The 25931-nt window shown below is 64.4% G+C and carries 27 protein-coding genes and 1 other RNA gene; 8 read left to right on the top strand and 20 right to left on the bottom strand.

Annotation, left to right across the window (positions count from 1 at the left end; translation table 11 throughout):
- From mraY to rsmI, 9 genes are all read right to left on the bottom strand, one after another.
- A complete protein-coding gene (gene mraY, locus AC4OR5_RS07320; protein ID WP_003094129.1) occupies positions 1 to 1083 on the bottom strand; it encodes a phospho-N-acetylmuramoyl-pentapeptide-transferase in 1083 nt (360 codons plus the stop codon).
- Positions 1083 to 2459: a UDP-N-acetylmuramoyl-tripeptide--D-alanyl-D-alanine ligase gene (locus AC4OR5_RS07315; protein ID WP_058161112.1), complete on the bottom strand. Its 1377-nt coding sequence runs from the start codon at positions 2457 to 2459 to the stop codon at positions 1083 to 1085. The genes mraY and AC4OR5_RS07315 overlap by 1 nt, the downstream gene beginning before the upstream one ends.
- Positions 2452 to 3915, bottom strand: a complete 1464-nt coding sequence (locus AC4OR5_RS07310) for a UDP-N-acetylmuramoyl-L-alanyl-D-glutamate--2,6-diaminopimelate ligase (protein WP_003094133.1) — start codon at positions 3913 to 3915, stop codon at positions 2452 to 2454. The genes AC4OR5_RS07315 and AC4OR5_RS07310 overlap by 8 nt, the downstream gene beginning before the upstream one ends.
- Positions 3915 to 5654 (bottom strand): peptidoglycan D,D-transpeptidase FtsI, encoded by a 1740-nt coding sequence (gene ftsI / locus AC4OR5_RS07305; RefSeq protein ID WP_003094139.1) that lies wholly within the window; start codon positions 5652 to 5654, stop codon positions 3915 to 3917. The genes AC4OR5_RS07310 and ftsI overlap by 1 nt, the downstream gene beginning before the upstream one ends.
- The gene (ftsL, locus tag AC4OR5_RS07300; RefSeq protein WP_003094142.1) at positions 5651 to 5944 is read right to left on the bottom strand and encodes a cell division protein FtsL; all 294 of its coding nucleotides are present in this window, start codon (positions 5942 to 5944) and stop codon (positions 5651 to 5653) included. Before ftsL ends, ftsI begins: the two co-directional genes overlap by 4 nt.
- On the bottom strand, positions 5941 to 6882 hold the full coding sequence (rsmH, locus tag AC4OR5_RS07295; protein ID WP_019485797.1) for a 16S rRNA (cytosine(1402)-N(4))-methyltransferase RsmH: 942 nt from the start codon (positions 6880 to 6882) through the stop codon (positions 5941 to 5943). The genes ftsL and rsmH overlap by 4 nt, the downstream gene beginning before the upstream one ends.
- A 2-nt stretch (positions 6883 to 6884) precedes the next feature.
- Complete coding sequence (gene mraZ / locus AC4OR5_RS07290) at positions 6885 to 7340, bottom strand: division/cell wall cluster transcriptional repressor MraZ (RefSeq protein ID WP_003103101.1); 456 nt, start codon at positions 7338 to 7340, stop codon at positions 6885 to 6887.
- Between the two features lie 314 nt (positions 7341 to 7654).
- Positions 7655 to 8004: RNase P RNA component class A (rnpB, locus tag AC4OR5_RS07285), an RNA gene on the bottom strand.
- Positions 8005 to 8044: 40 nt separating this feature from the next.
- Positions 8045 to 8893: a 16S rRNA (cytidine(1402)-2'-O)-methyltransferase gene (gene rsmI, locus AC4OR5_RS07280; RefSeq protein ID WP_003134739.1), complete on the bottom strand. Its 849-nt coding sequence runs from the start codon at positions 8891 to 8893 to the stop codon at positions 8045 to 8047.
- 126 nt (positions 8894 to 9019) lie between these two features.
- On the opposite strand from rsmI, the gene AC4OR5_RS07275 reads away from it, so the two are divergent.
- The 4 genes from AC4OR5_RS07275 to AC4OR5_RS07260 are packed head-to-tail and all read left to right on the top strand — an operon-like array spanning position 9020 to position 12405.
- On the top strand, positions 9020 to 10834 hold the full coding sequence (locus tag AC4OR5_RS07275) for a penicillin-binding protein activator (protein ID WP_009315940.1): 1815 nt from the start codon (positions 9020 to 9022) through the stop codon (positions 10832 to 10834).
- A complete protein-coding gene (locus AC4OR5_RS07270) occupies positions 10831 to 11208 on the top strand; it encodes a YraN family protein (protein WP_031627741.1) in 378 nt (125 codons plus the stop codon). The genes AC4OR5_RS07275 and AC4OR5_RS07270 overlap by 4 nt, the downstream gene beginning before the upstream one ends.
- A gap of 28 nt (positions 11209 to 11236) precedes the next feature.
- Complete coding sequence (locus AC4OR5_RS07265; RefSeq protein WP_003094149.1) at positions 11237 to 11830, top strand: phosphoheptose isomerase; 594 nt, start codon at positions 11237 to 11239, stop codon at positions 11828 to 11830.
- Entirely contained in the window at positions 11827 to 12405 is a 579-nt protein-coding gene (locus tag AC4OR5_RS07260; RefSeq protein WP_003094151.1) for a BON domain-containing protein, read from the top strand. Before AC4OR5_RS07265 ends, AC4OR5_RS07260 begins: the two co-directional genes overlap by 4 nt.
- A 56-nt stretch (positions 12406 to 12461) precedes the next feature.
- On the opposite strand, the gene AC4OR5_RS07255 is transcribed toward AC4OR5_RS07260, so the two are convergent.
- From AC4OR5_RS07255 to rplM, 7 genes are all read right to left on the bottom strand, one after another.
- Positions 12462 to 12869: a ClpXP protease specificity-enhancing factor gene (locus AC4OR5_RS07255; protein ID WP_003094153.1), complete on the bottom strand. Its 408-nt coding sequence runs from the start codon at positions 12867 to 12869 to the stop codon at positions 12462 to 12464.
- An 11-nt stretch (positions 12870 to 12880) separates the two neighbouring features.
- Positions 12881 to 13498 carry a glutathione S-transferase N-terminal domain-containing protein gene (locus AC4OR5_RS07250; RefSeq protein ID WP_003094155.1) on the bottom strand — a complete coding sequence of 206 codons (618 nt, stop codon included), beginning with the start codon at positions 13496 to 13498 and terminating at the stop codon, positions 12881 to 12883.
- An 85-nt stretch (positions 13499 to 13583) separates the two neighbouring features.
- Positions 13584 to 14366 carry a cytochrome c1 gene (locus tag AC4OR5_RS07245; protein ID WP_058161109.1) on the bottom strand — a complete coding sequence of 261 codons (783 nt, stop codon included), beginning with the start codon at positions 14364 to 14366 and terminating at the stop codon, positions 13584 to 13586.
- Entirely contained in the window at positions 14366 to 15577 is a 1212-nt protein-coding gene (locus tag AC4OR5_RS07240; protein WP_003094159.1) for a cytochrome b, read from the bottom strand. Before AC4OR5_RS07240 ends, AC4OR5_RS07245 begins: the two co-directional genes overlap by 1 nt.
- A complete protein-coding gene (gene petA, locus AC4OR5_RS07235; RefSeq protein WP_003100631.1) occupies positions 15577 to 16170 on the bottom strand; it encodes a ubiquinol-cytochrome c reductase iron-sulfur subunit in 594 nt (197 codons plus the stop codon). Before petA ends, AC4OR5_RS07240 begins: the two co-directional genes overlap by 1 nt.
- Before the next feature lie 249 nt (positions 16171 to 16419).
- The gene (gene rpsI, locus AC4OR5_RS07230) at positions 16420 to 16812 is read right to left on the bottom strand and encodes a 30S ribosomal protein S9 (protein ID WP_003098810.1); all 393 of its coding nucleotides are present in this window, start codon (positions 16810 to 16812) and stop codon (positions 16420 to 16422) included.
- 14 nt (positions 16813 to 16826) lie between these two features.
- Positions 16827 to 17255 (bottom strand): 50S ribosomal protein L13, encoded by a 429-nt coding sequence (rplM, locus tag AC4OR5_RS07225; protein WP_003094164.1) that lies wholly within the window; start codon positions 17253 to 17255, stop codon positions 16827 to 16829.
- Between the two features lie 245 nt (positions 17256 to 17500).
- On the opposite strand from rplM, the gene AC4OR5_RS07220 reads away from it, so the two are divergent.
- Positions 17501 to 18538 carry an NADP(H)-dependent aldo-keto reductase gene (locus AC4OR5_RS07220; protein WP_003094166.1) on the top strand — a complete coding sequence of 346 codons (1038 nt, stop codon included), beginning with the start codon at positions 17501 to 17503 and terminating at the stop codon, positions 18536 to 18538.
- Between the two features lie 84 nt (positions 18539 to 18622).
- Here AC4OR5_RS07220 and AC4OR5_RS07215 read toward each other — a convergent pair whose 3' ends face one another.
- A complete protein-coding gene (locus AC4OR5_RS07215) occupies positions 18623 to 19768 on the bottom strand; it encodes an acyl-CoA dehydrogenase family protein (protein WP_003134747.1) in 1146 nt (381 codons plus the stop codon).
- 253 nt (positions 19769 to 20021) lie between these two features.
- Here AC4OR5_RS07215 and AC4OR5_RS07210 point away from each other — a divergent pair, with 253 nt between their 5' ends.
- A complete protein-coding gene (locus tag AC4OR5_RS07210) occupies positions 20022 to 20921 on the top strand; it encodes a GlxA family transcriptional regulator (protein WP_003120906.1) in 900 nt (299 codons plus the stop codon).
- Positions 20922 to 21079: 158 nt separating this feature from the next.
- Positions 21080 to 22042: a hypothetical protein gene (locus AC4OR5_RS07205; RefSeq protein WP_003110032.1), complete on the top strand. Its 963-nt coding sequence runs from the start codon at positions 21080 to 21082 to the stop codon at positions 22040 to 22042.
- Between the two features lie 64 nt (positions 22043 to 22106).
- On the opposite strand, the gene zapE is transcribed toward AC4OR5_RS07205, so the two are convergent.
- From zapE to AC4OR5_RS07190, 3 genes are all read right to left on the bottom strand, one after another.
- The gene (zapE, locus tag AC4OR5_RS07200) at positions 22107 to 23201 is read right to left on the bottom strand and encodes a cell division protein ZapE (RefSeq protein WP_003094297.1); all 1095 of its coding nucleotides are present in this window, start codon (positions 23199 to 23201) and stop codon (positions 22107 to 22109) included.
- A gap of 94 nt (positions 23202 to 23295) precedes the next feature.
- Positions 23296 to 24642 (bottom strand): tryptophan--tRNA ligase, encoded by a 1347-nt coding sequence (locus AC4OR5_RS07195; RefSeq protein WP_003094300.1) that lies wholly within the window; start codon positions 24640 to 24642, stop codon positions 23296 to 23298.
- Positions 24643 to 24709: 67 nt separating this feature from the next.
- Entirely contained in the window at positions 24710 to 25339 is a 630-nt protein-coding gene (locus tag AC4OR5_RS07190; RefSeq protein ID WP_003094302.1) for an alpha/beta hydrolase, read from the bottom strand.
- 144 nt (positions 25340 to 25483) lie between these two features.
- On the opposite strand from AC4OR5_RS07190, the gene AC4OR5_RS07185 reads away from it, so the two are divergent.
- Positions 25484 to 25930 carry a Z-ring associated ZapG family protein gene (locus AC4OR5_RS07185; RefSeq protein WP_003094304.1) on the top strand — a complete coding sequence of 149 codons (447 nt, stop codon included), beginning with the start codon at positions 25484 to 25486 and terminating at the stop codon, positions 25928 to 25930.
- Position 25931 lies beyond the last annotated feature (1 nt).

The following is a 25931-nucleotide window of genomic DNA, read 5'->3' as shown; positions in this document are numbered from 1 at the left end:
TCAACGCAGCTTCAGGGTGGCGAGGCCGATCAGCACCAGGATCACGGTGATGATCCAGAAGCGCACGATCACGCGCGGCTCCGGCCAGCCTTTCAGTTCGAAATGGTGATGGATCGGCGCCATGCGGAAGACGCGGCGTCCGGTCAGCTTGAAGGAAGCGACCTGGATCATCACCGAGAGGGTTTCCATGACGAACACCCCACCCATGATGAACAGCACGATCTCCTGGCGCACGATCACCGCGATGGTGCCCAGCGCGGCGCCCAGCGCCAGAGCGCCGACGTCGCCCATAAAGACCTGCGCCGGATAGGTGTTGAACCAGAGGAAGCCGAGGCCGGCGCCGACCAGCGCGGCGCAGAACACGATCAGCTCGCCGGCGCCCGGTACGTTGGGAATCAGCAGGTACTCGGCGAACTTCACGTTGCCCGACAGGTAGCAGAAGATGCCCAGCGCGCCGGCAACCATTACCGTCGGCATGATCGCCAGGCCGTCGAGACCGTCGGTGAGGTTCACCGCATTGCTCGAACCGACGATGACGAAGTAGGTCAGGACCACGAAGAAGATGCCCAACTGGATCTCGACGCTCTTCAGCATCGGCACGATCAGGGTGGTCTCGATCGGGGTTTCGGCAGTCATATAGAGGAACACGGCGGCGCCGATGCCGAACACCGACTGCCAGAAGTACTTCCAGCGGCTCGGCAGGCCGCGGGAGTTCTTCTCGATCACCTTGCGGTAGTCGTCCACCCAGCCGATGGCACCGAACAGCAGGGTAACGACCAGCACCACCCACACGTAGCGGTTGGAAAGATCCGCCCACAGCAGCGTGCTGATGGCGATGGCGGTAAGGATCAGGGCGCCGCCCATGGTCGGGGTGCCCTTCTTCGACAGGTGCGACTGCGGACCGTCGTTGCGCACGGCCTGGCCGATCTGGCGGATCTGCAAGGTACGGATCATCCAGGGCCCCAGCCACAGCGACAGCGACAGCGCGGTGAGCACGCTGAGAATGCCGCGCAGGGTCAGGTACTGGAAGACGCCGAAGCCCTTGTAGAACTGTTGCAGGTATTCGGCCAGCAGCAGGAGCATTAGTGACTCTCCTCGGAGGAACCGCACAGCGCCGCGACGACTTTGTCCATCGCCGCACTGCGGGAACCCTTGATCAAAATGGTGGTTGTCGGTTGTTCGGTGGCCAGCGCCCCGATCAGGCTGGCCTGGTCGGCGAAGTGCCGGCCCGTGGCGCCGAACGCCTGTACGGCGTGGGCCATCAGCGGTCCGACCGCATAGAGCGCGGACACCTTGCCAGCGGCGTAGGCGCCCACCTCGCGGTGGGCCTGCTCGGCCCAGGAACCGAGTTCGCCCATGTCTCCGAGGACCAGGACGGTGCGCCCGGAAAAGCCGCTCAGTATATCAATCGCCGCCAGCATTGACGCGGGGTTGGCGTTGTAGCTGTCGTCTATCACACGCAGCCCGCTGGCGGTCAGTTGCACTACCGCGCGGCCCTTGACCGGTTGCAGCGCCTGCAGCCCGGCGACGATCCCACCCAGCGGCACGCCCAGCGCATGGGCGGCAGCGGCGGCAGCCAGGGCATTGGCGACATTGTGCCGCCCCAGCAGGTTGAGCTGGACCTGCGCTTCACCCGCTACGCCCTGCAACCTGAACCCCATGCAGCCGCGCGCATCGCGCTGCAGATCGGCGGCGCGGAAATCGGCCTGGGGCCGGTCGAGGGAGAAAGTCAGCAACGGACGGCCGCTGGCGCGGGCCTTCCAGGTGTCGAAGGCCTTGTCGTCCAGGTTCAGCACGGCGGTGCCGTCGGCGGCCAGCCCTTCGAGTATCTCGCCCTTCGCCTCGACGATCTTCTCCGGTCCGCCGAACTCGCCGACATGGGCGGTGCCGGCATTGGTGATGATCGCCACGTGGGGGCGGGTCAGCTCGACCGTGTAGGCGATCTCGCCGATGCGCGAGGCGCCCAGCTCGATCACTGCGCTACGGTGCTGCGGCGCCAGTTGCAGCAGGGTCAGCGGTACGCCGAGGTCGTTGTTCAGATTGCCACGGGTAGCCAGCACCGACTCGGCATCGCCGGCCTGGGTACGCAGGATGCTGGCGAGCATCTCCTTGACCGTGGTCTTGCCACTGGAGCCCGTCATGGCCGCCAGCGGGCCGGTGAACTTGCGCCGGTTCAGCGCGCCCAGTCGTCCCAGGGCCGCACGGGTATCGCGCACCAGCAATTGCGGCAGGGGCGCGTCGGCGACTTCGCGCTCCACCAGCGCAGCCACCGCGCCCTTGGCGGCAACCTCGGCGAGATAGTCGTGGCCGTCGAAACGCGGCCCACTCAGGGCAATGAACAGTTGGCCGGGCCCGATGGTGCGACTGTCGGTGGAAACCGCCGAAAAGACGGCGTCGTTGCCGATCAGGCGGGCGTCCAGCGCGACCGTCAACTGGCTGAGGCGAAGAGGCTCAAGCATGCGGCACCTCCCAGGCGGCCAGGGCGCGCTCGGCCTGCTCGATGTCGGAGAACGGATGGCGTACGCCGTCGATCTCCTGATAATCCTCGTGACCCTTGCCAGCCAGGAGCACCACGTCATCCACCGCAGCGGAAGCGATCAGATGGGCGATCGCCTCACCGCGCGACGGCAGGAAGGTAACCTTGTCAGCGGCAGCGAAGCCTTTGCGGATATCGGCGATGATCGCCGCACTGGCCTCGGTGCGCGGGTTGTCGTCGGTGACCAGCACCCCATCCGCCAGGCGTTCGGCGATCGCAGCCATCAGCGGACGCTTGCCGGCATCGCGATCGCCGCCGCAGCCGAACAGGCACAGCAGGCGCGCGGCCGCGTGCGGACGCAGGGCCTCCAGGACTTTTTCCAGGGCGTCGGGAGTATGCGCGTAGTCCACCACCACCAGCGGCTTGTCGCCGCCTCCCAGGCGCTGCATGCGGCCGACCGGCCCCTGCAGTTGCGGCAAGGTACGGAGGATATCGCCCAGGGGATAACCCAGGCCAAGCAACGCACCGACCGCCGCCAGCAGGTTGCTCAGGTTGAAGCGGCCGAGCAACGGGCTGCGCAGCAGGCCCTCGCCGTGCGGAGTGACCAGTGCCGCCTCGATGCCGGCGTCGCCGAAGCGCGCTTCGCGGCAATAGAGGAACGCCGAGCTGTCGGTGAGGCTGTAGGTGATCAGCTCCGAGTCCTGTTCCTCGCCGGCCAGTCGGCGGCCGAAATCGTCGTCCAGGTTGATCACCCGGCAGCGCAGGCCCGGCCAGGCGAACAGCTTGGCCTTGGCGGCGGCATAGGCTTCCATCGAACCGTGATAGTCGAGGTGGTCGCGGGACAGATTGGTGAACACCGCGATATCGAAACCGAGCGCCGCCACGCGGCCCTGGTCGAGGCCGTGGGAAGACACTTCCATCGCTACCGCGCGGGCGCCGGCCTGCTTCAGCGTGGCCAGCGTGGCCTGCACCGCGAGCGGGTCCGGCGTGGTGTGCCGGCCGCTCTCCAGGGCGCCGTAGAAACCGGTGCCGAGGGTGCCGACGATGCCGCAGCGCTCGCCGAGCAGATCCAGGGCCTGGGCCACCAGTTGGCTGACGCTGGTCTTGCCGTTGGTACCGGTGACGCCGATCAGGTCCAGCCCGCGGCTCGGCTCGCCGTAGAAACGCCCGGCGACCGCCGACAGTTGTGCGGCCAGCCCCTTCACCGCGATCAGCGGCGCATCGCTGGGCGGCAGCTCTCCGGCGCCTTCCGCCTCGTAAGCGACGGCAGCCGCGCCCTTGGCCAGGGCATCGGCGATGTGCGCGCGACCATCCTGGCGCCCGCCCGGCACCGCCAGGAACAGGTCGCCCGGACGAACGCCGCGGCTATCCAGGGTCAGCTCGCGGATCAGCAGATCGCGCTCGGCCTGGGGAAACAGTTGGTTCAGGCTCATAGGCATCAGCCACGCCCTCCTTTTGCGGGCGCAGCATTGACCTGCTGCTGTTCGGTGGCCGTCGGCAGGTTATCCGGCGGCACGTTCATCAGGCGCAGCGCGCCAGCCATGACCTTGCTGAACACCGGCGCCGACACCAGGCCGCCGAAGTAGCCCGCCTTGCTCGGCTCGTCGATCACCACGACCATCGCGATGCGCGGATCGGTGGCCGGGGCGAAACCGGCGAACAGCGAGCGATAGGCGTTTTCCCGGTAGCCCTTGGTGCCGACCGAGACCTTGCGCGCGGTCCCGCTCTTGCCGGCGGCGTGGTAACCCGGCACCTGGGCGCGGAACACCCCGCCCTGGGCCTCGACCACTTGTTGCAGCATGCCCTGCACGGTGGAAGCCACTTCCGGCGAAATCACCTGCACGCCATCCGGCACGCGGTCGACTCGGGTCATGCTCAGCGGCACGCTCTTGCCGTCGTTGGCCAGGGCCGCATAGGCATGCGCCAACTGGATCGCGGTTACCGAGAGACCGTAGCCGTAGGCCAGGGTCGCGGTTTCCGCCTTCGGCCACTTGCGGTGGTTGGGCAGGTTGCCGACGCGCTCGCCGGGGAAGCCCAACCCCGTGTCCTGCCCAAGGCCGACCTGTTGCATGACCGAGTAGATGGATTCGGCGCCGATGTCGAAGGCGATCTTGCTGATGCCGACGTTGCTCGACTTGATCAGGATGCCGGTGAGATCAAGTTGCCGCGAATTGCGCGATACGTCGCGAATGGTGTAGCGGCCGATCTGCAGGGTGCCCGGGTAGACGTCGACGATATCGCTGGGTTTCCAGCGCCCGCTGGCCAGCGCCGCGCTCATCGAGAACGGCTTGACCGTCGAGCCCGGCTCGAACACGTCGATCATCGCCCGGTTGCGCATGGCCGCCGGCTGCAGGTTACGACGATTGTTCGGGTTGTAGGTCGGCTGGTTGGTCATGGCCAGGATCTCCCCGGTCTTCACGTCCATGATCACCAGGCTGCCGGCCTTGGCGCCGTTCTCCAGCAGAGCGTTGCGCAGTTCGCGATGAGCCAGGTACTGCAGGCGCAGGTCGATGGACAGCGCCAGAGTCTTGCCCGGCTTGGCATTCTTGGTGACCTGCACGTCCTTGATCACGCGGCCACGGCGATCCTTGAGCACCTGGCGCTTGCCCGGCACGCCGGCCAGCCATTCGTCGAAAGCCAGCTCGATACCTTCGCGACCACGGTCGTCGACATCGGTGAAGCCGACCGCATGGGCCACCACTTCGCCAGCCGGGTAGAAACGCCGAAACTCCTCGATGGAGTACACGCCGGGCACCTTCAGGGCGATCACGCCTTCGCCCTGCTCCGGGGTCAGCCCACGGACCAGATAGATGAACTCGCGCTCGGCGTTCTGCTCGATGCGGTCGGCGAACAGCTTGGTATCCTGCCCGAGCGCCGCCGCCAGTTGCGGCCAGCGTTCCTTGGCGGTCATCAGCTCCTTGGGGTTGGCCCACAGGGTGGTGACCGGGGTGCTCACCGCCAGCGGCTCGCCGTTGCGGTCCGTGATCAGGCCCCGGTGCGCAGGGATGGCGATATGCCGCACGCTACGCGCATCGCCCTGGCCCTTGAGGAAGTCATGGTCGATCACGTGCAGGTCGACGATTCGCCAGACGATGGCGCCGACCATCGCCAGCAGCAGGCCGACGATCACGCAGAACCGCCATGGGTAGAGGGCGCCCTGGAAATAATTCAGTTTCATGGCGCCACCATCCTGACCTCGGCCGGGTCGGGAACGCGCATGCGCAACTGTTCCACCGCCAGGCTTTCGATGCGGCTATGAGCGGTCCAGGTGCTCTGCTCGAGAATCAACCGGCCCCACTCGGCCTGCGCCTTGTCGCGCACGCTCAGCTCGGAATACAGCGAGTTGAGCAGTTGCCGGTTCCAGTAGGTGCTGTAGGCCACGGCAATCGCCGAGAGCAACAGACCTATATAAAGCAGCAACATGAGGAAGCTGCCGGTAGGCAGGCGCTTGACGAAGAGACGGCTCATCTCAGCTTCTCCGCCACGCGCATGACCGCGCTGCGCGAGCGCGGGTTGGCCTTGAGTTCTTCTTCCGAAGCGTACTGCGGCTTGCCCAGCAGCTTCAGGCGCGGCTCGAAGACCTTGGAACGGATCGGCAGGTCGCGCGGCAGGTTGTCCGCCTCGCCCTTGGCGTGCTTGCGCATGAACAGCTTGACGATGCGGTCTTCCAGGGAATGGAAACTGATCACCACCAGGCGGCCGCCGACGGCCAGCGATTCGAGCGCGGCGTCAAGGCCGCGCTCGAGATCGCCCAATTCATTGTTCACATGGATGCGCAGGCCCTGGAATGCGCGGGTCGCCGGATTCTTGCCCTTCTCCCAGGCGGGGTTGGCAACCGTGATCACTTCGGCGAGATCAGCGGTCCGTTCGAACGGGCGCTCCTGGCGGCGCTGCACGATGGCGCGGGCCATCCGCTTGGCGAAGCGCTCTTCGCCATATTCCTTGAAGACCCGGGCGATTTCCTCTTCGGCGGCATTGGCGATGAACTCCGCTGCGCTGATGCCCTGGCCGGGATTCATGCGCATGTCCAGCGGACCGTCGTTGAGGAAGCTGAAGCCGCGCTCGGGATCGTCGAGTTGCGGCGACGACACGCCAAGGTCGAGCAGGACGCCATCGACCCGACCTTCGAGACCGCGTGCGCGCACCTCATCGCCCAGTTCGGCGAACGAGCGCTGCACAATGACGAAGCGGCCGTCTTCGGCCGCCAATGCTTTTCCTGTCTGGATGGCCTGGGGATCTTTGTCGAATCCGAGCAGGCGTCCCCCGGTGCCCAGTTTCTCGAGCAAGGCTCGACTATGCCCCCCTCTTCCGAAGGTACCGTCCAGATAGCAGCCGTCCTCCCGCGGGGCCAGTGCGGAAACGGCCTCCTCGAGCAGAACGGTGATATGGCGGTAGGTGGCATTCATAGTCAAAGGATCAGATCGCGTAGTTCGTCCGGCAGCCCACCGGGTTGTTTGATTGCCGCCAGGTCGGCTTCAGCCATGGCGTTCCAGGCATCCTCATCCCACAACTGAAACTTGTTCAGTTGCCCCACCAGCATCGCCCGCTTGTCCAGCTTGGCGTACTCGCGCAGGCGCGGCGGAATCAGGAAACGCCCGTTTCCGTCCAGTTCCAGATCGACGGCATTACCGATCAGCAGCCGCTGCAGGCGCCGCGTTTCTTCTCGCAAAGAAGGCAGCTCGCGCAGCTTGGCTTCGATCAGTTCCCATTCGGGCAAGGGGTAAACGGTGAGGCAGGGGTCGACCGCGTCGATAGTGACGATGAGCTGGCCGGCACAACGCGAAACGAGCTCGTCACGATACCGACTCGGCATCGCGAGGCGCCCTTTGGCGTCGAGACTTATGGCATTAGCTCCGCGAAACACGTCAGCGCTTCCCCTGTGGTTGGCTTTCCATGCCAATTGATCCCACTTTTACCCACTTCATACCACTTCTGCACACTATAGAAATCCACACTCCCCACCGTCAAGGCGCGTCAGAAGTGAAAAATCCTTACAGGACGGAGATTTAGCGTGCTTTTGGAAGGTTGCGGAGCGCTTTTAGAAGTAAAAGAGATGACAAAACACAATAAGTCCAAAGTCTTAGCCTTCGAACTTAAAGTGATTTATCAAGAGTTGCGGCTTTTCGCTTTTGCGACGGACGGATAAAACCGGGAAAAAGCGAAGAGAGTGGGAAGAAGTGGGAGAGTCGATCTATAAGCCGGGTTCTGTCGAGGACAGCCATTCCTCTGGGACGCACATCACTGTACGCCTCAAGCGACCTACCCGAATCCAACGCGGGCCGCGCCAATGGATTCCTATTTGGTCTTGCTCCGAGTGGGGTTTACCTAGCCACGCACTGTTGCCAGCCGTGCGGTGCGCTCTTACCGCACCTTTTCACCCTTACCGGCGCTGTTGCGCTTAGGCGGTTATTTTCTGTGGCACTTTCCGTAGGCTCGCGCCTCCCAGGCGTTACCTGGCACTCTGCCCTATGGAGCCCGGACTTTCCTCCACCGCGCTATTGCGCGACAGCGACTGTCCAATCGACTCTCCGCCGACAAGGTTAGCGGGAGCAGGCGCGAAGAACAAGCTCAACTCTTCCCTTGGCGCTGCAAAGCCTGTTGATACAAAAGGTTTTTTCGCACCCCGGTGATTTCCGCCGCCAGCGCCGCGGCTTTCTTCAACGGCAGCTCGGCAAGCAGCAGGTCGAGCACCCTGAGCGCCTCTGCACCGATCGACTCCTCGCCTTCCGGCGCCTGCCACCCCGCCACCAGCACAACGCACTCGCCGCGCTGCTGGTTGCTGTCCGACGCGACCCAATCGTGCAGTTCGGCCAACGGCAGGCTGCGAATGGTCTCGAAGGTCTTGCTCAGCTCCCGCGCCAGCACCGCACGGCGCTCCCCGCCGAACACGTCGCGCATGTCCGCCAGGCTTTCCAGCAGACGATGGGGCGCCTCGTAGAAAATCAGCGTGCGTGGCTCTTCCTGTACCGCCTGGAGGCGGCTGCGTCGTCCCGCAGCCTTGGCGGGCAGGAAACCTTCGAAGATGAACCGGTCCGACGGCAATCCCGCCGCCGACAGCGCCGCGATCAGCGCGCAGGAGCCCGGCACCGGGACCACCCGGATACCCAGCGCCTGTGCCTGGCGCACCAGGTGGAAGCCGGGATCGGAAATCAGCGGGGTACCGGCGTCCGAGATCAGCGCGACGTCCTCCCCCCCCTGCAGCCGGGAGATGAAGCGCCCGCCCTCCTCGCGTTCGTTGTGCTCGTGGCAGGCCGCCAATGGCGTCTCGATGCCGAAGTGCTGGAACAGCCGGATCGAATGGCGGGTATCCTCCGCAGCCACCAGGGCCACCTCCCGCAGCACCCGCAGGGCGCGCGGGGTGATGTCGTCGAGATTGCCGATCGGGGTCGCCACTACGAACAGAGTGCCTGCTGACACGAAAATACCTCGGGAGCTATCTGAAAAGGCGGCATTGTATCGCGATTCAGGGTGCCGCCATCGCACCCGAGGCGGGCCTCCGGTACAATCGGCGACTCTTCGTGAATGCGCCATGAGAAGCCCTATATGATCGCTTGCCTGCGTCCGCTTTCTGCTCTGATCCTGGCCGGTCTGCTGACCGCCTGCGCGACCTCGTCCAATTCCGGACTGGGCGAACTTCCCCGTACGCCGAATGCCAGCATCGAGCAGTTGTTGCAACAGGCCAGCCAGAGCAAGCCCGAGGAAGCGGCGCTGCTGCGCCTCTCGGCAGCGGACCTTGCCTACCAGCAGAAGGACCTCGCCAGGTCCACCGCCATCCTGGGACAGATCCCGCTGGAAAGCCTGAAGCCGGCCCAGCAGGTCTTCGCCAGCACCCTGAACGCCGAACTGGCCCTCGCCCGCAGCAAGCCCAAGGCCGCCCTGCAGGCATTGCAGCATCCGAGCATGCAGCATCTCAGCGAGCTGCCGGTGACCCAGCAGGTTCGTACCCAGCGCGCCAAGGCCCAGGCCCTCGCCGCCGACGGCCAGGTCCTTGCCGCAGCCAAGGAGCGCATCTACTTCGCCCCGCTGCTCGAGGGCCCGGCGGTGATCGAGAACCAGGAAAAGATCTGGACCCTGGTCAGCAGCCTGCCGGTCGACCAGTTGCAACCGAGCGCCAACGAAGGCGACCTCAGTGGCTGGCTGGCCCTGGCACGCATCACCAAGACCTCGCCGACCCTGCAGCAACAGCAGGCCAGCATCGAGAGCTGGCAACAGCAGAACCCCGAGCACCCGGCGGCCAAGCACTTGCCGGCGGCGCTGGAGAAACTCAAGACGCTGTCCCAGCAGCCGCTGACCCGCATCGCCCTCCTGCTACCCCAGCAGGGGCAGTTGGCCAACGTCGCCCGGGCCCTGCAGGACGGCTTCCTCGCCGCCCACTTCCAGGCCCAGCAGGCCGGCCAGAACCCTCCTTCGATCAAACTCTACGACAGTACCCAGGTGCGCTCGCTAGATGACTTCTACCGCCAGGCCCAGGCCGATGGCGTCGAACTGGTCGTCGGTCCACTGGAGAAGCCGCTGGTCAAGCAACTCGCCAGCCGCGAGCAACTACCGATCACCACCCTCGCACTCAACTACAGCGACAACAGCCAGGAAGGCCCGGCGCAGCTGTTCCAGTTCGGCCTCGCCGCCGAGGACGAAGCGCGCGCGGTGGCCAGCCGGGCCTGGGGCGACGGCATGCGCCGGGCCGTGGCGCTGGTGCCGCGCGGCGAATGGGGCGACCGCGTGCTGGCCGCCTTCAGCCAGAGCTGGCAGTCCGCGGGCGGCAGCCTGATCGCCGCCGAGCATGTCGACCAGCCGGTACAACTGGCGCAACAGATCGCCGACCTGCTGCAACTGCGCCAGAGCGAAGGCCGCGCCCAGCGCCTGCAGGGCGCCCTCGGCAGCCAGATCGCCACCCAGCCGTCGCGCCGCCAGGACATCGACTTCGTGTTCCTCGCCGCCACCCCGCAGCAGGCCCGCCAGATCAAGCCGACCCTGGCCTTCCAGTACGCCGGCGACCTTCCGGTCTACGCCACTTCGCACCTCTACACCGGGACCAACAACCCGACCCAGGACCAGGACCTCAACGGCATCCGCTTCTGCGAGACCCCGTGGCTGCTCAACCCCAGCGACCCGACCCGCCAGCAGGTCGCCGCCCAATGGCCCCAGGCCAACGGCAGCATGGGCCGCCTCTACGCCATGGGCGTCGACGCCTACCGCCTCGCTCCGCGTCTGCCTGAACTGAAGGCCGTGCCGAGCCTGCAGATCGACGGCCTGACCGGTACCCTGAGCCTGAATCCGACCCAGCGCATCGAACGCCAGTTGCAATGGGCCGAATTCCGCAATGGCCAGGTCCAGCCGCTGGGGACCACCAGCTTTTGAGCGATAGGGAAAGCTCCCGGGACAAGGGGCGCCAGGCCGAGGAACTGGCCTGCGCCCATCTACGGCGACAGGGCCTTGCCACACTTGGCAAGAATTGGACCTGTCGCCGCGGAGAGCTCGATCTGGTCATGCTCGACGGCGATACAGTAGTATTCGTCGAAGTCCGCTCCCGCCGGCATCGCGCCTGGGGCGGAGCCCTGGAGAGCATCGACGCGCGCAAGCGGCAACGCCTGATTCTCTCCGCCGAACTTTTTCTGCAACAGGAGGCGCGCTGGGCCAAACGCCCCTGTCGCTTCGATGTGGTCACCGTCGATACCAGCGACGGACAATCACCACCGCGACTGGACTGGATTCAGAACGCATTCGACGCCTGATCAGCCGCCCCACCGAAGGTCATTACCGATGGACATGCAACACCGTATCCGCCAGCTCTTCCAGGCCAGCATCGAGACCAAGCAGCAGGCGCTGGAAGTACTGCCTCCCTATATCGAGCAAGCCAGCCTGGTGATGGTCAATGCGCTGCTCAACGAGGGCAAGATCCTCTCCTGCGGCAATGGCGGCTCGGCCGGCGATGCCCAGCACTTCTCCTCCGAACTGCTCAACCGCTTCGAGCGCGAACGTCCGAGCCTGCCGGCCGTGGCCCTGACCACCGACAGCTCGACCATCACCTCGATCGCCAACGACTACAGCTACAACGAAGTCTTCTCCAAGCAGATTCGCGCCCTGGGCCAGCCGGGCGACGTCCTGCTGGCGATTTCCACCAGCGGCAATTCGGCCAACGTGATCCAGGCCATCCAGGCTGCCCACGACCGCGAGATGCTGGTGGTCGCCCTGACCGGCCGCGACGGTGGCGGCATGGCTTCGCTGCTGCTGCCGGAAGACGTGGAGATTCGCGTTCCTTCCAAGATCACCGCACGCATCCAGGAAGTCCACCTGCTGGCCATCCACTGCCTCTGCGACCTGATCGACCGCCAACTGTTCGGGAGTGAAGAATGAGCCGTACCGCCTTCGTCGCCGCCACCCTGGCCCTGAGCCTGGCCCTGGGAGGCTGCAGCAGTTTCCTCAGCGCCACCCGGGACAAACCGATCGACGACGATCGCGGGACCCGAACCATCGGCAGCAAGATCGACGACTCGCTGATCGAGACCAAGGCCGCGGTGAACATCGCCAAGGCCGATCCGGCCCTGGACAAGGACTCTCACATCGTCGTGGTCAGCTACAACGGCATCGTGCTGATCGCCGGCCAGACCCCGCGCGCCGACCTCAAGAGCAAGGCCGAGCAGGCCGCACGCACGGTGCAGAAGGTCAAGAACGTGCATAACGAACTGCAGGTGACCTCGCCCTCCTCCCTGCTCGCCCGCAACAACGACGCCTGGATCACCACCAAGCTGAAGACCCAGATGCTCAGCGATCCCAACGTGCCCTCGTCGCGGATCAAGGTGGTCACCGAGAACGGCATCGTCTACATGATGGGCCTGGTCAACCAGCAGGAAGCCGCCCAGGCTGTCCGCGTCGCCCAGGGCGTCGACGGGGTGCAGAAGATCGTCAAGCTGTTCGAATACATAAACTGAAGAACAGCGAACGAAAAAAAGGCGATCCTTCGATCGCCTTTTTCATTGCTCGCCGTTTACTTGACCACCTTCAGGGATGGCCTGCCACTGGGACGCGGCGGCTCATCGGACGGTCCGCCATCGTCATCGCCCGGCTCGTCGTCCACCGGACCCGGCTGCTCCAGATCGAAGACCATGCCCTGGCCGTTTTCCCGGGCGTAGATGGCCATTACCGCCAGCGCTGGAATGTACAGGCTCTGCGCCACGCCGCCGAAACGCCCCTCGAAGCTGACCGCCTCGTTGTCCATGTGCAGATGCCGCACGGCAGAGGGCGAGACATTGAGCACGATCTGCCCATCGCTGGCATAGCCCGGAGGCACCTTTACCCCGGCGAACTCTGCGTTCACCAGGATATGCGGCGTGCAATCGTTGTCGACGATCCATTCATAGAGCGCGCGGACCAGATAGGGACGGCTGGAATTCATCTTCATGTTCCTTAACGCATATCTCGTTCAACGGAAGACAGGCTGGCCCGGAAGCTTTCCCGGGCGAATCCGCGCTCCATATAGTCGAGCAACGGCTTGGCCTGCCGCGGCAACTCGATGCCCAGCAGCGGCAGACGCCAGAGGATCGGCAACAGGCAGCAATCCACCAGGCTGAAATCCTCGCTGAGGAAATATGCCTTGTCGGCGAACAGCGGGGAAACCCCGGTCAGGCTCTCGCGCAACTCCTTGCGCGCCTGGACCCGCTCGGCCTCCTTGCTGCGCGCATCCAGGATCCGGTCCACCAGGGAACACCAGTCCCGCTGGATACGATGGATCAACAGGCGGCTGTTGGCACGCTTCACCGGATAATCGGGCAGCAGCGGCGGATGCGGATAGCGTTCATCGAGGTATTCCATGACCACCGTCGGCTCGTACAGCGCCAGGTCGCGATCGACCAGGGTCGGTACGCTGCCGTAGGGGTTGACCTCCGCCAGCATCGGCGGACAGCGGCCCGCCTCGATATCGATCACCTCTACCGCCACGTTCTTCTCAGCCAGGACCAGGCGGATGCGATGGCAGTAATGATCGGCAGGGTCGGAATAGCAGGTCAGCTTGTTGATTGAAGCCATGGAGCCCTCCTCGCAGGTCGACTTGTGGGAGGTGAAAAGACGCGCGCGCCCCGTAGGGCGCGCGCTTCGAAGACCAACGTGCGGGTTAGTGCACGTCCTTCCAGTACTCGCGCTTGAGGAGATAGGCGAATACGAAGAAGAAGGCCAGGTAGAGCAGGACGTAGGTACCGATACGCTCGGAGGCCAGCTTGTTCGGGTTGGCCGAATAGGCCAGGAAGGTCACCAGGTTCTTGACCTTCTCGTCGAACTGGGCTTCGTTCAGCTCGCCGGTCTTCGGCACCACGGTCAACTGGTCACAAGCTTCGTGAGTCAGCGGGGTACCGGTCAACGGATCGAACTGCTTCTTGCCATCCTCGACCACCTGTACCTGCTTGCAGCCGATCACCTGGCGTCCCTGCAGGGGCGCCAGGACGTTCGGCATGCCGACGTTGGGGAAGATCACGTTGTTCACGCCCCACGGACGCTTGGGATCCTCGTAGAACGAGCGCAGGTAGCTGTACAGCCAGTCGGTGCCGCGTACGCGGGCAACCAGGGTCAGGTCCGGCGGAGCGGCGCCGAACCAGGTCTTGGCGTCGGCCGGCTTCATGCCGATGTCCATGTGGTCGCCGATCTTGGCGCCGGTGAACACCAGCTTCTCCATCATCAGATCGGTAGGAATGCCCAGGTCGGTGGCGACACGCTCGTAACGCTGGAACTTGGCGCTATGGCAGCCCATGCAGTAGTTGGCGAAGGTACGCGCGCCATCCTGCATGGCCGCCTTGTCGGTCAGGTCGATGTCGACATGATCCAGTTGCGGCCCATGGCCGCCAGCGGCGAAACCCAGGACTGGCAGTATCGCCAGAATCAGTGCAGCGAATTGCTTTTTCATCAGCCAGTCACCCTTTCCGGAACCGGTTTGGTCTTCTCCATCCGGGTGTAGAACGGCATCAGGATGAAGAAGGCGAAATACAGGACGGTGCAAACGCGCGACAGGGTAGTACCCAGCGGGCTCGGAGCCTGGGCGCCGTAGTAGCCGAGGATCACGAAGGACACCGCGAAGATCACCAGCCACAGCTTGCTCAGCCAGCCCTTGTAGCGGATCGAGCGAACCGGGCTGCGATCCAGCCACGGCAGGACGAACAGCACGGCGATCGCCGCACCCATCGCCACCACACCCATCAGCTTGTCCGGAACCGCGCGGAGGATCGCGTAGAACGGGGTGAAGTACCAGACCGGAGCGATGTGCTCGGGGGTCTTGAACTGGTTGGCCATCTCGAAGTTGGGCTTCTCGAGGAAGTAGCCGCCCATTTCCGGGAAGAAGAAGATCACGGTGCAGAAGATGAACAGGAACACCACCACACCGACGATATCCTTCACGGTGTAGTACGGATGGAACGCGATGCCGTCCAGCGGTACGCCGTTCTCGTCCTTCTTCTTCTTGATGTCAACGCCGTCCGGGTTGTTCGAACCGACTTCGTGCAGCGCCAGGATGTGCAGCACGACCAGGCCGAGCAGGACGATCGGCAGGGCGATCACATGCAGGGCGAAGAAGCGGTTCAGGGTGATGCCGGAGATCAGGAAGTCACCGCGGATCCACTGGGCCAGGTCTTCGCCGACCACCGGAATCGCGCCGAACAGGGAAATGATCACCTGGGCGCCCCAGTAGGACATCTGACCCCAAGGCAGCAGGTAGCCCATGAAGGCCTCGGCCATCAGCGCCAGGTAGATCAGCATGCCGAAGATCCACACCAGCTCGCGCGGCTTCTGATAGGAGCCGTAGAGCAGGCCGCGGAACATGTGCAGGTAGACCACGATGAAGAACGCCGATGCACCGGTGGAGTGCATGTAGCGAATGATCCAGCCGTAGTCGACATCGCGCATGATGTATTCGACGGAAGCGAACGCCTCTTCGGCCGACGGCGTGAAGCTCATGGTCAGCCAGATGCCGGTGAGGATCTGGTTGACCAGCACCAGCAGCGCCAGGGAACCGAAGAAATACCAGAAGTTGAAGTTCTTCGGTGCGTAGTACTTGCTCAGATGGTCTTCCCACATCTTGGTCGCGGGAAAACGCGCATCGACCCAAGCCATGAACTTGTTCATCAGGCTTTCTCCTGGTCCACGCCGATGGTGATGACGTCGTCAGCATCGAACGTATAAGGCGGAATCGGCAGGTTCAGCGGCGCTGGCTGGCCTTTGTAGACACGACCGGCGAGGTCGTAGTGGGAGCCGTGGCAAGGGCAGAAGTAGCCGCCCTTCCAGTCCGGACCGAGGTCGGCGGGGGCGACTTCGGGACGGAAGGTCGGCGAGCAGCCCAGGTGGGTGCAGATGCCGACGATCACCGCCAGTTCCGGCTTGATCGAGCGAAGCTTGGGATCGACGTACTCCGGCTGCTCCGAGGCCTTGGAGTCCGGGTCGGCCAGTTGTCCTTCGAGGCTCGGCAGGGCGTCCAGCATCTCCTTCGTGCGGTGCACGATGAATACAGGCTTGCCGCGCCATTCAGCGATGATCTGCTGACCTGGATCGATCTTGCCCACGTTCACCTGCACCGGCGCGCCAGCAGCCTTGGCTTTGGCACTGGGGAACCATGACCCTACGAACGGGACCGCAGCACCCACCGCTCCCGCCGCGCCAACCACAGAGGTGGCCGCGACGAGGAAGCGACGCCGGCCTGCATTCACGCCGTCATTACTCATTCAGTCGTCTCCCATCAGCTTCAGACCTGTTCTAATCAGGCCTTTAAGTAAAAATTCGAGCCGCGCAAAAAATTCGCCAAATGGTAAAGAAAACCCCCTTTGATGACAAGGTAATAGCCTGACACAAAACGCCCGAAACCCTTGTAGGGCGCGCCCTTCGGCCATGCGACACCTTGCCGCAGAGTTAAAGCGTAGACATAAAAAAACGCCCAGCTCCGAAGAGGTGGGCGTTTTTCAGCAAGCGTCGAATTAACGCTTGGAGTACTGCGGACGCTTACGCGCTTTACGCAGACCGACTTTCTTACGCTCGACTTCACGGGCATCGCGAGTCACGTAGCCGGCCTTGCGCAGCGAGCTACGCAGGGTTTCGTCGTACTCGATCAGGGCACGGGTGATGCCGTGACGGATCGCACCGGCCTGACCGCTTACGCCACCGCCAACGACGGTAACGAAGATGTCGAACTTCTCGACGGTCTCGGTCAGCTCGAGCGGCTGACGCACGACCATGCGAGCGGTTTCACGACCGAAGAACTGATCGAGACCACGGTTGTTGATGGAAATCTTGCCAGTACCCGGACGCAGGAAGACGCGAGCGGTAGCGGTCTTACGACGGCCAGTGCCGTAATTTTGAGTCGCCGACATAATGAGCTATCCCGTTAAATCTTCAGTTCTTGGGGCTGCTGAGCGGTGTGCGGGTGGCTGGCACCCTTGTACACCTTCAGCTTGCGATACATATCGCGACCCAGAGGGTTCTTCGGCAGCATGCCTTTTACAGCGGTCTCGATGACGCGCTCAGGGGCCTTGGCGATCAGCTTCTCGAAGTTGATCGACTTGATGCCGCCCGGGAAGCCGGAGTGGTGGTAGTACATCTTGTCGGTGGTCTTGGCACCGGTCACACGCACCTGCTCGGCGTTGATGACGACGATGTAGTCGCCGGTGTCAACGTGCGGAGTGTACTCAGGCTTGTGCTTGCCACGCAGGCGGCGGGCAATTTCGGTCGCCAGACGACCCAGGGTCTGGCCGGCAGCGTCGACGACGAACCAGTCGCGCTGTACAGTTTCCGGTTTCGCGGTATAGGTTTTCATTCGTTATAGCCTCAGGGGCCGCCTGAAAATAAGACGGCGAATCTTACTGGACAGTGGTTGCCTTGACAAGTCAAGGACAGCCGAAAACAGACACGAATTGGGGCTCGGGTCGGTGTGCGTCCGTAACGACTAGATACATCGATCGGCAGGCTTGGCATCCCCCACCGATGAAAGGCTGCGGAATTATGCAGATTTCGCCAGAATTTACAACCGCATTAACCACTTAATTTCACGAGGACACCCGCATGGAGTATCGCCCGCTCGGCCGCACCGATCTGAAAGTCAGCGCCCTCTGCCTCGGCACCATGACCTGGGGCGAGCAGAACAGCGAGCAGGACGCCTTCGCCCAGATCGCCAGGGCCAAGGCCGCCGGGATCAATTTCATGGATACCGCCGAAATGTATCCGGTGCCGCCCCGCGCCGAGACCTACGCCAGCACCGAGCGCATCATCGGCAACTGGTTCCGCCGCAGCGGCGACCGCGCCGACTGGATCCTCGCCAGCAAGATCGCCGGCCCCGGCAACGGCATCAGCCATGTGCGCGACGGCAACCTCAAGTTCAACCGCCAGCACATCGTCGCCGCCCTCGATGCCAGCCTGGAGCGCCTGCAGACAGACTGGCTGGACCTCTACCAGTTGCACTGGCCGGAGCGGCGGACCAACTTCTTCGGCCAGCTCGGCTACCAGCACCAGGAAGAGAGCTTCACACCGCTGGAGGAAACCCTGGAAGTGCTCGACGAGCAGGTGCGCGCCGGCAAGATCCGCCACATCGGCCTGTCCAACGAGACACCCTGGGGCACCATGACCTTCCTCAGGCTCGCCGAGGAGCGCGGCTGGCCGCGCGCGGTATCGATCCAGAACCCCTACAACCTGCTCAACCGCAGCTTCGAGGTGGGCCTGGCGGAAATCGCCATCCGCGAGCAGTGCGGCCTGTTGGCCTACTCGCCGATGGCCTTCGGCATGCTTTCCGGCAAGTACGCGGACGGCGCCCGCCCGGCCAACGCGCGCATCAGTCTCTACAGTCGCTTCACCCGCTACACCAACCCGCAGGCGGAAGCGGCCTGCGCGCGCTACGTGGCGCTGGCCCGCGAACATGGACTGGAACCGGCGCAGATGGCACTGGCCTACGTCACTTCGCGGCCGTTCGTGACCAGCAACATCATCGGCGCGACCTCGCTGGAACAGCTGGAAACCAATCTCGGCAGCGTCGACCTGAGGCTGGACGAGGAGGTGCTCGCCGGTATCGATGCGATCCACCGGGAGCAACCGAACCCGGCTCCCTGAGGCTCCAGGGGCCTGGCGCTGCCGCGGGTTCGGCGGACAACCGCGCGATGCGCTCGTTCGCCCCTCCCGGTGGCCAGGAGCGCCTCACAGGGCCCGCGCGATGATCTCCTTCATGATCTCGTTGGTACCGGCGTAGATCCGCTGTACCCGGGCATCGGCCCAGGCCCGCGCCACCGGATATTCCCACATGAAGCCGTAGCCGCCGTGCAACTGCACGCATTCGTCGAGCACCTTGCATTGCAGGTCTGTCGTCCAGTACTTGCACATGGCGGCGGTGGGTACGTCCAGCTTGCCCTGGAGATGCAGCTCCATGCAGCGATCGACGAAGACCCGGCCGACCTGGATCTCGGTAGCCATCTCGGCAAGCTTGAAGCGGGTATTCTGGAAGTCCGCCACCGACTTGCCGAACGCCTTGCGCTCGCGAGTGTAGTCGAGCGTCCATTGCAGGGCCGCCTCGGCCGACGCCAGCGCGCCGATACCGACGGTCAGGCGCTCCTGCGGCAGCTCCTGCATCAGGTAGATGAATCCCTGGCCGTCCTTGCCGAGCAGGTTCTCCCGGGGAATCCGCACATCCTGGAAGAACAGCTCGGAGGTGTCCTGGGCCTTCATCCCGACCTTCTCCAGGCGCTTGCCCTTGCTGAAGCCCGGCGTACCCGCCTCGACCACGAACAGGCTTATGCCCTTGGCGCCAGCCTTCGGATCGGTCTTCGCCACCACGATCACCAGGTCGGCGAGGAAGCCGTTGGTGATGAAGGTCTTCGAGCCATTGATGACGTACTCGTCGCCATCCAGTACCGCCGTGGTCTTCACCCCTTGCAGGTCGGAACCGGCCCCCGGCTCGGTCATGGCGATGGCCGCGACCATCTCGCCGGATACCAGCTTCGGCAGGTACTTGCGCTTCAGCGCCTCGCTGCCGTAGTGGAGGATGTAGGGCGCAGCGATGTCCGAATGCAGGGAGAAACCGATCCCGGTCAGGCCGGCCCGACCGATCTCTTCGATGACCACGGCGCTGTAGAGGAAGTCCGCGCCCATCCCGCCATACTCTTCCGGCAGGTGCGAACAGAGCATTCCGGCCTCGCCGGCCTTGTTCCAGAGCGCGCGGTCGACATGCCCATCCTTTTCCCATTGGTGATGGAAAGGCACGGCTTCCTGTTCGAGGAACTTGCGCACGCTGTCGCGAAACAGTTCGTGGTCGGAGCTGAACAGGGTTCTCGGTATCATCGTGGTCACCTGGAAACGGTCTGGGATCGGGTTGGCTGCACGCGGCAGGTCTTCGACTGTAGGGAAATGCCCCGACCGACGCACTGGACAGTTGCGCCAAAAAATAAGACGATCCAGCCGCCTTTTGACCGCTTTCCCTTACTCACAACAACGATAAAAATCCATGCGCGCTCAATCCGCTCCGGTGCTGAAACATGTCGGCATCGTCGCCATCGACGGCGTCTTCGCCTCGACCCTGATGCAGGCCAAGGACTTCTTCCACATGGCCAGCCTGCGCCACGGCAAGCAGCAGGGCCTCGGTCTCCAGCCGGCCTTCCGCACCCGCATCCTCAGCCCCGACGGCCAGCCGGTACGCAGCTTCAGCGGCGACAGCATCGCCGTCGACGGTCCCCTCGCCGCCTGCGATATCGTGGTCCTGCCCGCCTTCTGGGGCGACTTCGACGCGCTCGAACGGCGCTATCCGCAAATCGTTCCCTGGTTGCGCCGCAGCCATGCCGAGGGAACCGCCCTCTGCGGCGAGGCGACCGGGGTCTTCTGGCTGGCCCAGGCAGGCCTGCTGGATGGCAAGGAAGCGACCACCTACTGGCGCTTCTATCGGGAATTCGCCGAACGCTTCCCGAACGTGCTGCTCAACCAGGAGAAGCACCTGACCGATGCCGACGACCTGTTCTGCGCCAGCGGCGTCACCTCCGCCTGCGACCTCTACATCTATCTGATCGAGCGTTTCTGCGGCGGATCGGTGGCCCAGGCGGTGGCCCGGGATACCCTCTACGAAGTACAGCGCAGCTACACCCCAGGGCGTATCGGCTTCGGCGGACAGAAGCTGCACCATGACCCGACGATCCTGCAGATCCAGCAATGGCTGGAAGACCACTTCGCCGACAAGTTCCGTTTCGAGGACGTCGCCCGCGACCACGGCATGAGCATCCGCAACTTCATGCGGCGCTTCCAGGCCGCTACCGGCGACAAGCCGCTGCACTACCTGCAGCGACTGCGGATCGAGACCGCCAAGGGCATGCTCTCGAGCACGCGCAAGAGCATCAAGACGATCAGCTACGAGGTCGGCTACGACGACGCCAGCTTCTTCGCCCGCCTGTTCCGCCAGCACACCGAACTCTCTCCCCACCATTACCGTCGCCAGTTCATGCAGAAGGAAAGCTGAGCCGGACATCGCCGGGCCTGCCCGAACGGCATCGGCGCCGGCGCTTTCCCTACAGAACCTAGGATAGGTAGCCAGGTCGGCCTTCGCGGGTTCTCATGAACCCGCAGGCCCGCCGCAGACGCGGGCGTTCCGAACAACGACAAGAACGGACCTTTGCCATGCGCCTTTATCTGCTCGCCTTCCTGGCCCTCTTCGGTATGAATGCTATGGCCGCCGACAACTGGAAAGCCTTCCCCTACGACCAGAGCGCCTATGACTATCCAGGCGACAAGTTGAAGGAAGCCTGGCCGCGCCTGACCCGCGGCTTCGGCGACTATCCCTATCCGGACGCCGACTGGGTGGTGAACATGGCGACCGCCCATCCGGATGCCCTGGAAAAGACCGTGAAGGCCGGCACCGGCTTCACCGGCAAGCCGGAAGAGGCCGCGCAATATGCGGCGCGCCTGCAGGATGTCTGGCGCCTGCTGTTCCGCGGCGACTACGCCAAGGCCAAGGAGCAGGGACTGGCCCTGGGAGTCGGCGGCCAGGTACCGGCGATGTTCGCCCAGGTGCTCTACGCCATGTTCCTGGCTCCCGACCAGGCGGAGAAACAGCGCCTGCTCGAAGAGGTCATCGACTACACCGAACAGGCCGGCCCGCTGGTCAAAGCCGATATCGTCGCCCAGTTCGGCAGCGTCTACGCCAAGGCGCGCCTGGCCGAGGAGCTATCGGTACCGGTAGTGCTCAAGCGCGGCTATACCAGCGAAATCCCCAAGGAACTGGACGCCCTCCTGGCCAGGCAACCCAACCAGCCGTTCGCCCTGGCGCTCTACGGCGGCTACGAGGCGGGAGTGATCCGCAAGGTCGGCAAGCTGGTCGGCAAGATGACCTACGGGGTCAGCGCCGACAAGATGGAACAGTACTTCGCCCGCTCCTTCCGCCAGGCCAACGACCTGCCGATCGGCCACTACGAGTACGCCAACGCGCTGACCTACGTATACGGCGACGACGAGCGGGAGAAGGCCATCGCCCAACTGAAGCAGGCCGTGGCGATCAAGCCGATCAACGCCATGGAAGCCCTCGAAGTGGCCCATGCGAAGAAGCTCCTCGCCGGCTTCGAGCAGAACACCGCGCAGCGCTGAAACGCCGCGCGTCCATGAAAAAAGGGGTTGCCATCGGCAACCCCTTTCTCGTTTCCGCCCCGGATCAGGGCCGGTGCGGACGCGTGAGGTATTCGTGGGACTGCATTTCCAGCAGACGACTGAGGGTGCGCTGGAATTCGAACTCCAGCCGGCCGCCGCTGTAGAGATCCTTTAGCTCGACCTCGGCGGAGATGATCAGCTTGACGCTGCGGTCGTAGAACTCATCCACCAGGTTGATGAAACGCCGCGCCATGTCGTCCTTGGTGACGCCCATCTGCTCGACGTTGGAGATCAGCACGGCGTGGAAAATCTTCGCCAGCTCGATGTAGTCGTTCTGGCTGCGCGGGCCGTCGCACAGCTCACGGAATTCGAACCAGGCCACGTCGTCGCAGGTCAGGCGCGCGCGGATCTCGCGGTTCTCGATCATCAGCGCCTCGTCGCGCTGGGCCTTGGCGCAGTCCGGGGTCAGGGCCTTGAAGCTGCGCGCCATCTCCTCCTCGACCTGTTCGCTGAGCGGCCAGTGGAACAGCTCGGCCTGCTCCAGCGCGCGCAGGCGATAGTCGACGCCGCTATCGACGTTGACGATCTCGGTATGCTCCTTGAGCAGGGCGATCGCCGGCAGGAAACGGGCGCGTTGCAGGCCGTCCTTGTACAGGCCGTCCGGCACGATGTTGGAGGTCGCCACCAGGCTCACGCCGTTCTTGAACAGCTCTTCCAGCAGGGTGGCGAGGATCATCGCATCGGTGATGTCGGAGACGAAGAACTCGTCGAAGCAGATCACCCGCGCCTCGTCGGCGAAGCGCTTGCCGATGATGGTCAGCGGGTTCTTCTCGCCCTTGAGGGTCTTCAGCTCTTCGTGCACCCGCTTCATGAAGCGGTGGAAGTGCGTGCGCACCTTCTGCTCGAACGGCAGCGACTCGAAGAAAGTGTCCACCAGGTAGGTCTTGCCACGGCCGACGCCGCCCCAGAAATACAGGCCCTTCACCGGCCCGCCGGACTTCCTGCCGAGCAGCTTGCCGAACAGGCCGGGCTTGGCGTGGTCGGCGGCGACCAGGTCATCGTAGAGGCGTTGCAGATGCTTCACGGCATTCGCCTGTGCGGCATCGTGGAAGAAATCGGGGCGTTGGAGATCGGCCTGGTAGCGCTCGAGGGGCGTCATGATCGGTAGCAATGCAACGAAAACGGGGCCGTCACTTTAGCGACGACCCCGTCTCTTGGCAATCGGCCATCCGTCGAGGATGCACCGGGGCTGCCTACTCCTGCGGCGCCAGCGCTTCGCGGGTGCGCTCGATGGCGGCGTCACGGGCGGCGGCGTCGGCGAAGGCCGGGCTCTGCGCCACCGCCTCGCCATCCAGCCACAGGCCAAAGGCATTGCCCTCAGCCCGCAGGTCAGCAGTCTCGCCAGCCAGCAGGCGCTTGCTCACCGCACCGGCGGCCTTGCCGTCGGCGAAGGCGCGGGACAGCAGTAGCTGTTCGCCGGCGGCGTCCAGCAGGCGGAAGCGGAAGCTGCCGTCGTCGTCGCGGAAGCTGACCAGGCGCGCAGCCTTGGCGGCCTTCTTCTTGCCGCTCTCGGTACTTTTCAGCGGCTCGCGCAGGGAGCGCAGGCCGACTGCCTCGCGCAACTCGGCGATGAATGGGGTGGCGATGCGGCGCGCCTTGGCGGCGCCGGCGAGGAGAATGTCCTCGATATCGTCGGGCTTGGCGATCAGCGCCTGGTAACGCTCGCGAGCCTCGCCCAGTTCGTTGTCGAGCAACTGGAACAGGCGCTGCTTGGCTTCGCCCCAGGCCAGGCCGTCGAGCAGTTCCTGGCGGAACGCGGCGACCTGTTCGGCGCTGGCGAAGGCCGAGTAAAGAAGGAACAGGTGCGAACTGTCCGGGTCCTTCGGCTCACCCGGCGCGCGCGAGTCGGTGACGATGCGTGCGATGGCGTCCTTGAGCTGCCTGGACGGGCTGAACAGCGGGATGGTGTTGTCGTAGCTCTTGGACATCTTGCGCCCGTCCAGGCCCGGCAGGGTGGCGACGTTTTCCTCGATCACCGCTTCGGGCAGGACGAAGAACTCGCGGCCGTTGCCGAACAGGTGGTTGAAACGCTGGCCGATGTCGCGGGCCATCTCCACGTGCTGCACCTGGTCGCGGCCGACCGGGATCTTGTGCGCGTTGAACATCAGGATGTCCGCGGCCATCAGCACCGGATAGCTGTAGAGGCCCATGGTCACGCCGGCGTCCGGGTCTTCGCCGGCCTCGACATTGCGGTCCACCGCGGCCTTATAGGCATGCGCGCGGTTGAGCAGGCCCTTGGCACTGACGCAGGTGAGCAACCAGGTCAGCTCGGGAATCTCGGGGATGTCCGACTGCCGGTAGAAGGTCGCACGCTCGACGTCCAGGCCGCCGGCCAGCCAGGTCGCGGCGATTTCCAGGCGCGAGCGCTGAATACGAGCGGGATCGTCGCACTTGATCAAGGCGTGGTAGTCCGCCAGGAAGTAGAACGAATCCACGTCGCTCCGACGGCTGGCGAGGATCGCCGGGCGGATGGCGCCGGCGTAGTTGCCCAGGTGCGGAGTGCCGGTAGGAGTGATGCCGGTCAGGATACGAGTAGTCATGCGATACCAGATGTCAGGCAAAGAAAAGAATGGCGCGCCGGATGGTAGCAGGGCCGGCGCGACGACGTCAGTCCTGCAGGCGTGGCAGCAACAGGTCCTTCAGATCGATCAGCTTGCCATGGAAGAAATGTCCGCTTTCTGCCACCCGCAACAGCTCGTGCGGTCGTGCCAGGGACTCGCTCCAGGCATATACCGCGGCCGGCGTGACCACGTCGTCGTCCTCCGGCTGCACCACGGTCAGCGGGCAGCGCGCAGGCAGGCTGACCGCGAAGCGCTCCACCGGCGGCGCGATCATGAACAGCCGCGCCAGCCCGACGCCCTCCGCCTCCAGGCGACCCGCCAGATTGCCGGCAACGCAGGAGCCGAAGGAAAAGCCCATCAGTGTCAGCGGCAGCCCCGGATGGCGTGCCAGCAACCAGCGCGCAGCGGCCTCGGCGTCGTCGATCTCGCCGATCCCCTCGCCATAGCTGCCGGCGCTCTGGCCAACGCCACGGAAGTTGAAACGCAGGGTCGCCAGGCCGGCATCGCGGGCGCTGCGTTGCAGAGTGGCGACCACCTTGTTCTGCATGGTGCCGGCGAACAGCGGGTGCGGATGGCAAACCAGGGCGATGCCGCGGGCATCGGGCAGATCGAGGTGCAGGGCTTCCAGCGGCCCGCAGGGGCCATCGATGGATACAGGGATTTCGCGGGTAGACAAACAGGAACTCCGTGACCCCGGCTCGGGTCGACTCGTCTAGCAGATTACTCCAAGCGACACAGGCACTTACTCGCGTGCCGTGGTATACAGCTCGGACTCAAGCCGTTAACGTAAAGCAAAGCCGTCTATAGAGGAAGGATTCGCGTGGAACAGTCGCTCACCGCCTGGCTGCTGCCGGCCCTCGCCCTGGTCGCCGGGGTCGCCATCGGTTTTCTGATCGCCCGCCTGCTGCCCAACGCCGCGCCGAACAAGGTGCAACGCCAGATGGACGACCTGCAGGACCGCTTCGACAGCTATCAGCGCGAAGTCGTGACCCATTTCAACACCACCGCCAGCCTCGTGAAGAAGCTGACCCAGAGCTACCAGGACGTGCAGGAGCACCTCTCCGACGGCGCCCAGCGTCTGGCCCTGGACGAACAGACCCGCCAGCGCCTGCTGGCCGCGCTGCATGCCGACGAGGCCTACCCGGCCGAGCGCCGCGAGCGCCTGACTCCGCCGGCCTCCGGTGAAGTGCCGAAGGACTATGCGCCGAAGAGCCCGGACAGCCCCGGCACCCTCGACGCCACCTACGGCCTGAAAGGCAAGTACTGAC

The organism is Pseudomonas sp. YA1 (assembly GCF_058680555.1).
Note: the sequence above shows the minus strand (reverse complement) of the source record. Positions and strands in the feature narration are given on the sequence as shown.

What these genes read in the sequence shown, in the direction of transcription:
- mraY (WP_003094129.1), bottom strand. Translation starts at nt 1,083, where the DNA reads ATGCTCCTGCTGCTGGCCGAATACCTGCAACAGTTCTACAAGGGCTTC.
- AC4OR5_RS07315 (WP_058161112.1), bottom strand. Translation starts at nt 2,459, where the DNA reads ATGCTTGAGCCTCTTCGCCTCAGCCAGTTGACGGTCGCGCTGGACGCC.
- AC4OR5_RS07310 (WP_003094133.1), bottom strand. Translation starts at nt 3,915, where the DNA reads ATGCCTATGAGCCTGAACCAACTGTTTCCCCAGGCCGAGCGCGATCTG.
- ftsI (WP_003094139.1), bottom strand. Translation starts at nt 5,654, where the DNA reads ATGAAACTGAATTATTTCCAGGGCGCCCTCTACCCATGGCGGTTCTGC.
- ftsL (WP_003094142.1), bottom strand. Translation starts at nt 5,944, where the DNA reads ATGAGCCGTCTCTTCGTCAAGCGCCTGCCTACCGGCAGCTTCCTCATG.
- rsmH (WP_019485797.1), bottom strand. Translation starts at nt 6,882, where the DNA reads ATGAATGCCACCTACCGCCATATCACCGTTCTGCTCGAGGAGGCCGTT.
- AC4OR5_RS07275 (WP_009315940.1), top strand. Translation starts at nt 9,020, where the DNA reads ATGATCGCTTGCCTGCGTCCGCTTTCTGCTCTGATCCTGGCCGGTCTG.
- AC4OR5_RS07265 (WP_003094149.1), top strand. Translation starts at nt 11,237, where the DNA reads ATGGACATGCAACACCGTATCCGCCAGCTCTTCCAGGCCAGCATCGAG.
- AC4OR5_RS07260 (WP_003094151.1), top strand. Translation starts at nt 11,827, where the DNA reads ATGAGCCGTACCGCCTTCGTCGCCGCCACCCTGGCCCTGAGCCTGGCC.
- AC4OR5_RS07255 (WP_003094153.1), bottom strand. Translation starts at nt 12,869, where the DNA reads ATGAATTCCAGCCGTCCCTATCTGGTCCGCGCGCTCTATGAATGGATC.
- AC4OR5_RS07250 (WP_003094155.1), bottom strand. Translation starts at nt 13,498, where the DNA reads ATGGCTTCAATCAACAAGCTGACCTGCTATTCCGACCCTGCCGATCAT.
- AC4OR5_RS07245 (WP_058161109.1), bottom strand. Translation starts at nt 14,366, where the DNA reads ATGAAAAAGCAATTCGCTGCACTGATTCTGGCGATACTGCCAGTCCTG.
- AC4OR5_RS07240 (WP_003094159.1), bottom strand. Translation starts at nt 15,577, where the DNA reads ATGAACAAGTTCATGGCTTGGGTCGATGCGCGTTTTCCCGCGACCAAG.
- petA (WP_003100631.1), bottom strand. Translation starts at nt 16,170, where the DNA reads ATGAGTAATGACGGCGTGAATGCAGGCCGGCGTCGCTTCCTCGTCGCG.
- rpsI (WP_003098810.1), bottom strand. Translation starts at nt 16,812, where the DNA reads ATGTCGGCGACTCAAAATTACGGCACTGGCCGTCGTAAGACCGCTACC.
- rplM (WP_003094164.1), bottom strand. Translation starts at nt 17,255, where the DNA reads ATGAAAACCTATACCGCGAAACCGGAAACTGTACAGCGCGACTGGTTC.
- AC4OR5_RS07220 (WP_003094166.1), top strand. Translation starts at nt 17,501, where the DNA reads ATGGAGTATCGCCCGCTCGGCCGCACCGATCTGAAAGTCAGCGCCCTC.
- AC4OR5_RS07210 (WP_003120906.1), top strand. Translation starts at nt 20,022, where the DNA reads ATGGCCAGCCTGCGCCACGGCAAGCAGCAGGGCCTCGGTCTCCAGCCG.
- AC4OR5_RS07205 (WP_003110032.1), top strand. Translation starts at nt 21,080, where the DNA reads ATGCGCCTTTATCTGCTCGCCTTCCTGGCCCTCTTCGGTATGAATGCT.
- zapE (WP_003094297.1), bottom strand. Translation starts at nt 23,201, where the DNA reads ATGACGCCCCTCGAGCGCTACCAGGCCGATCTCCAACGCCCCGATTTC.
- AC4OR5_RS07195 (WP_003094300.1), bottom strand. Translation starts at nt 24,642, where the DNA reads ATGACTACTCGTATCCTGACCGGCATCACTCCTACCGGCACTCCGCAC.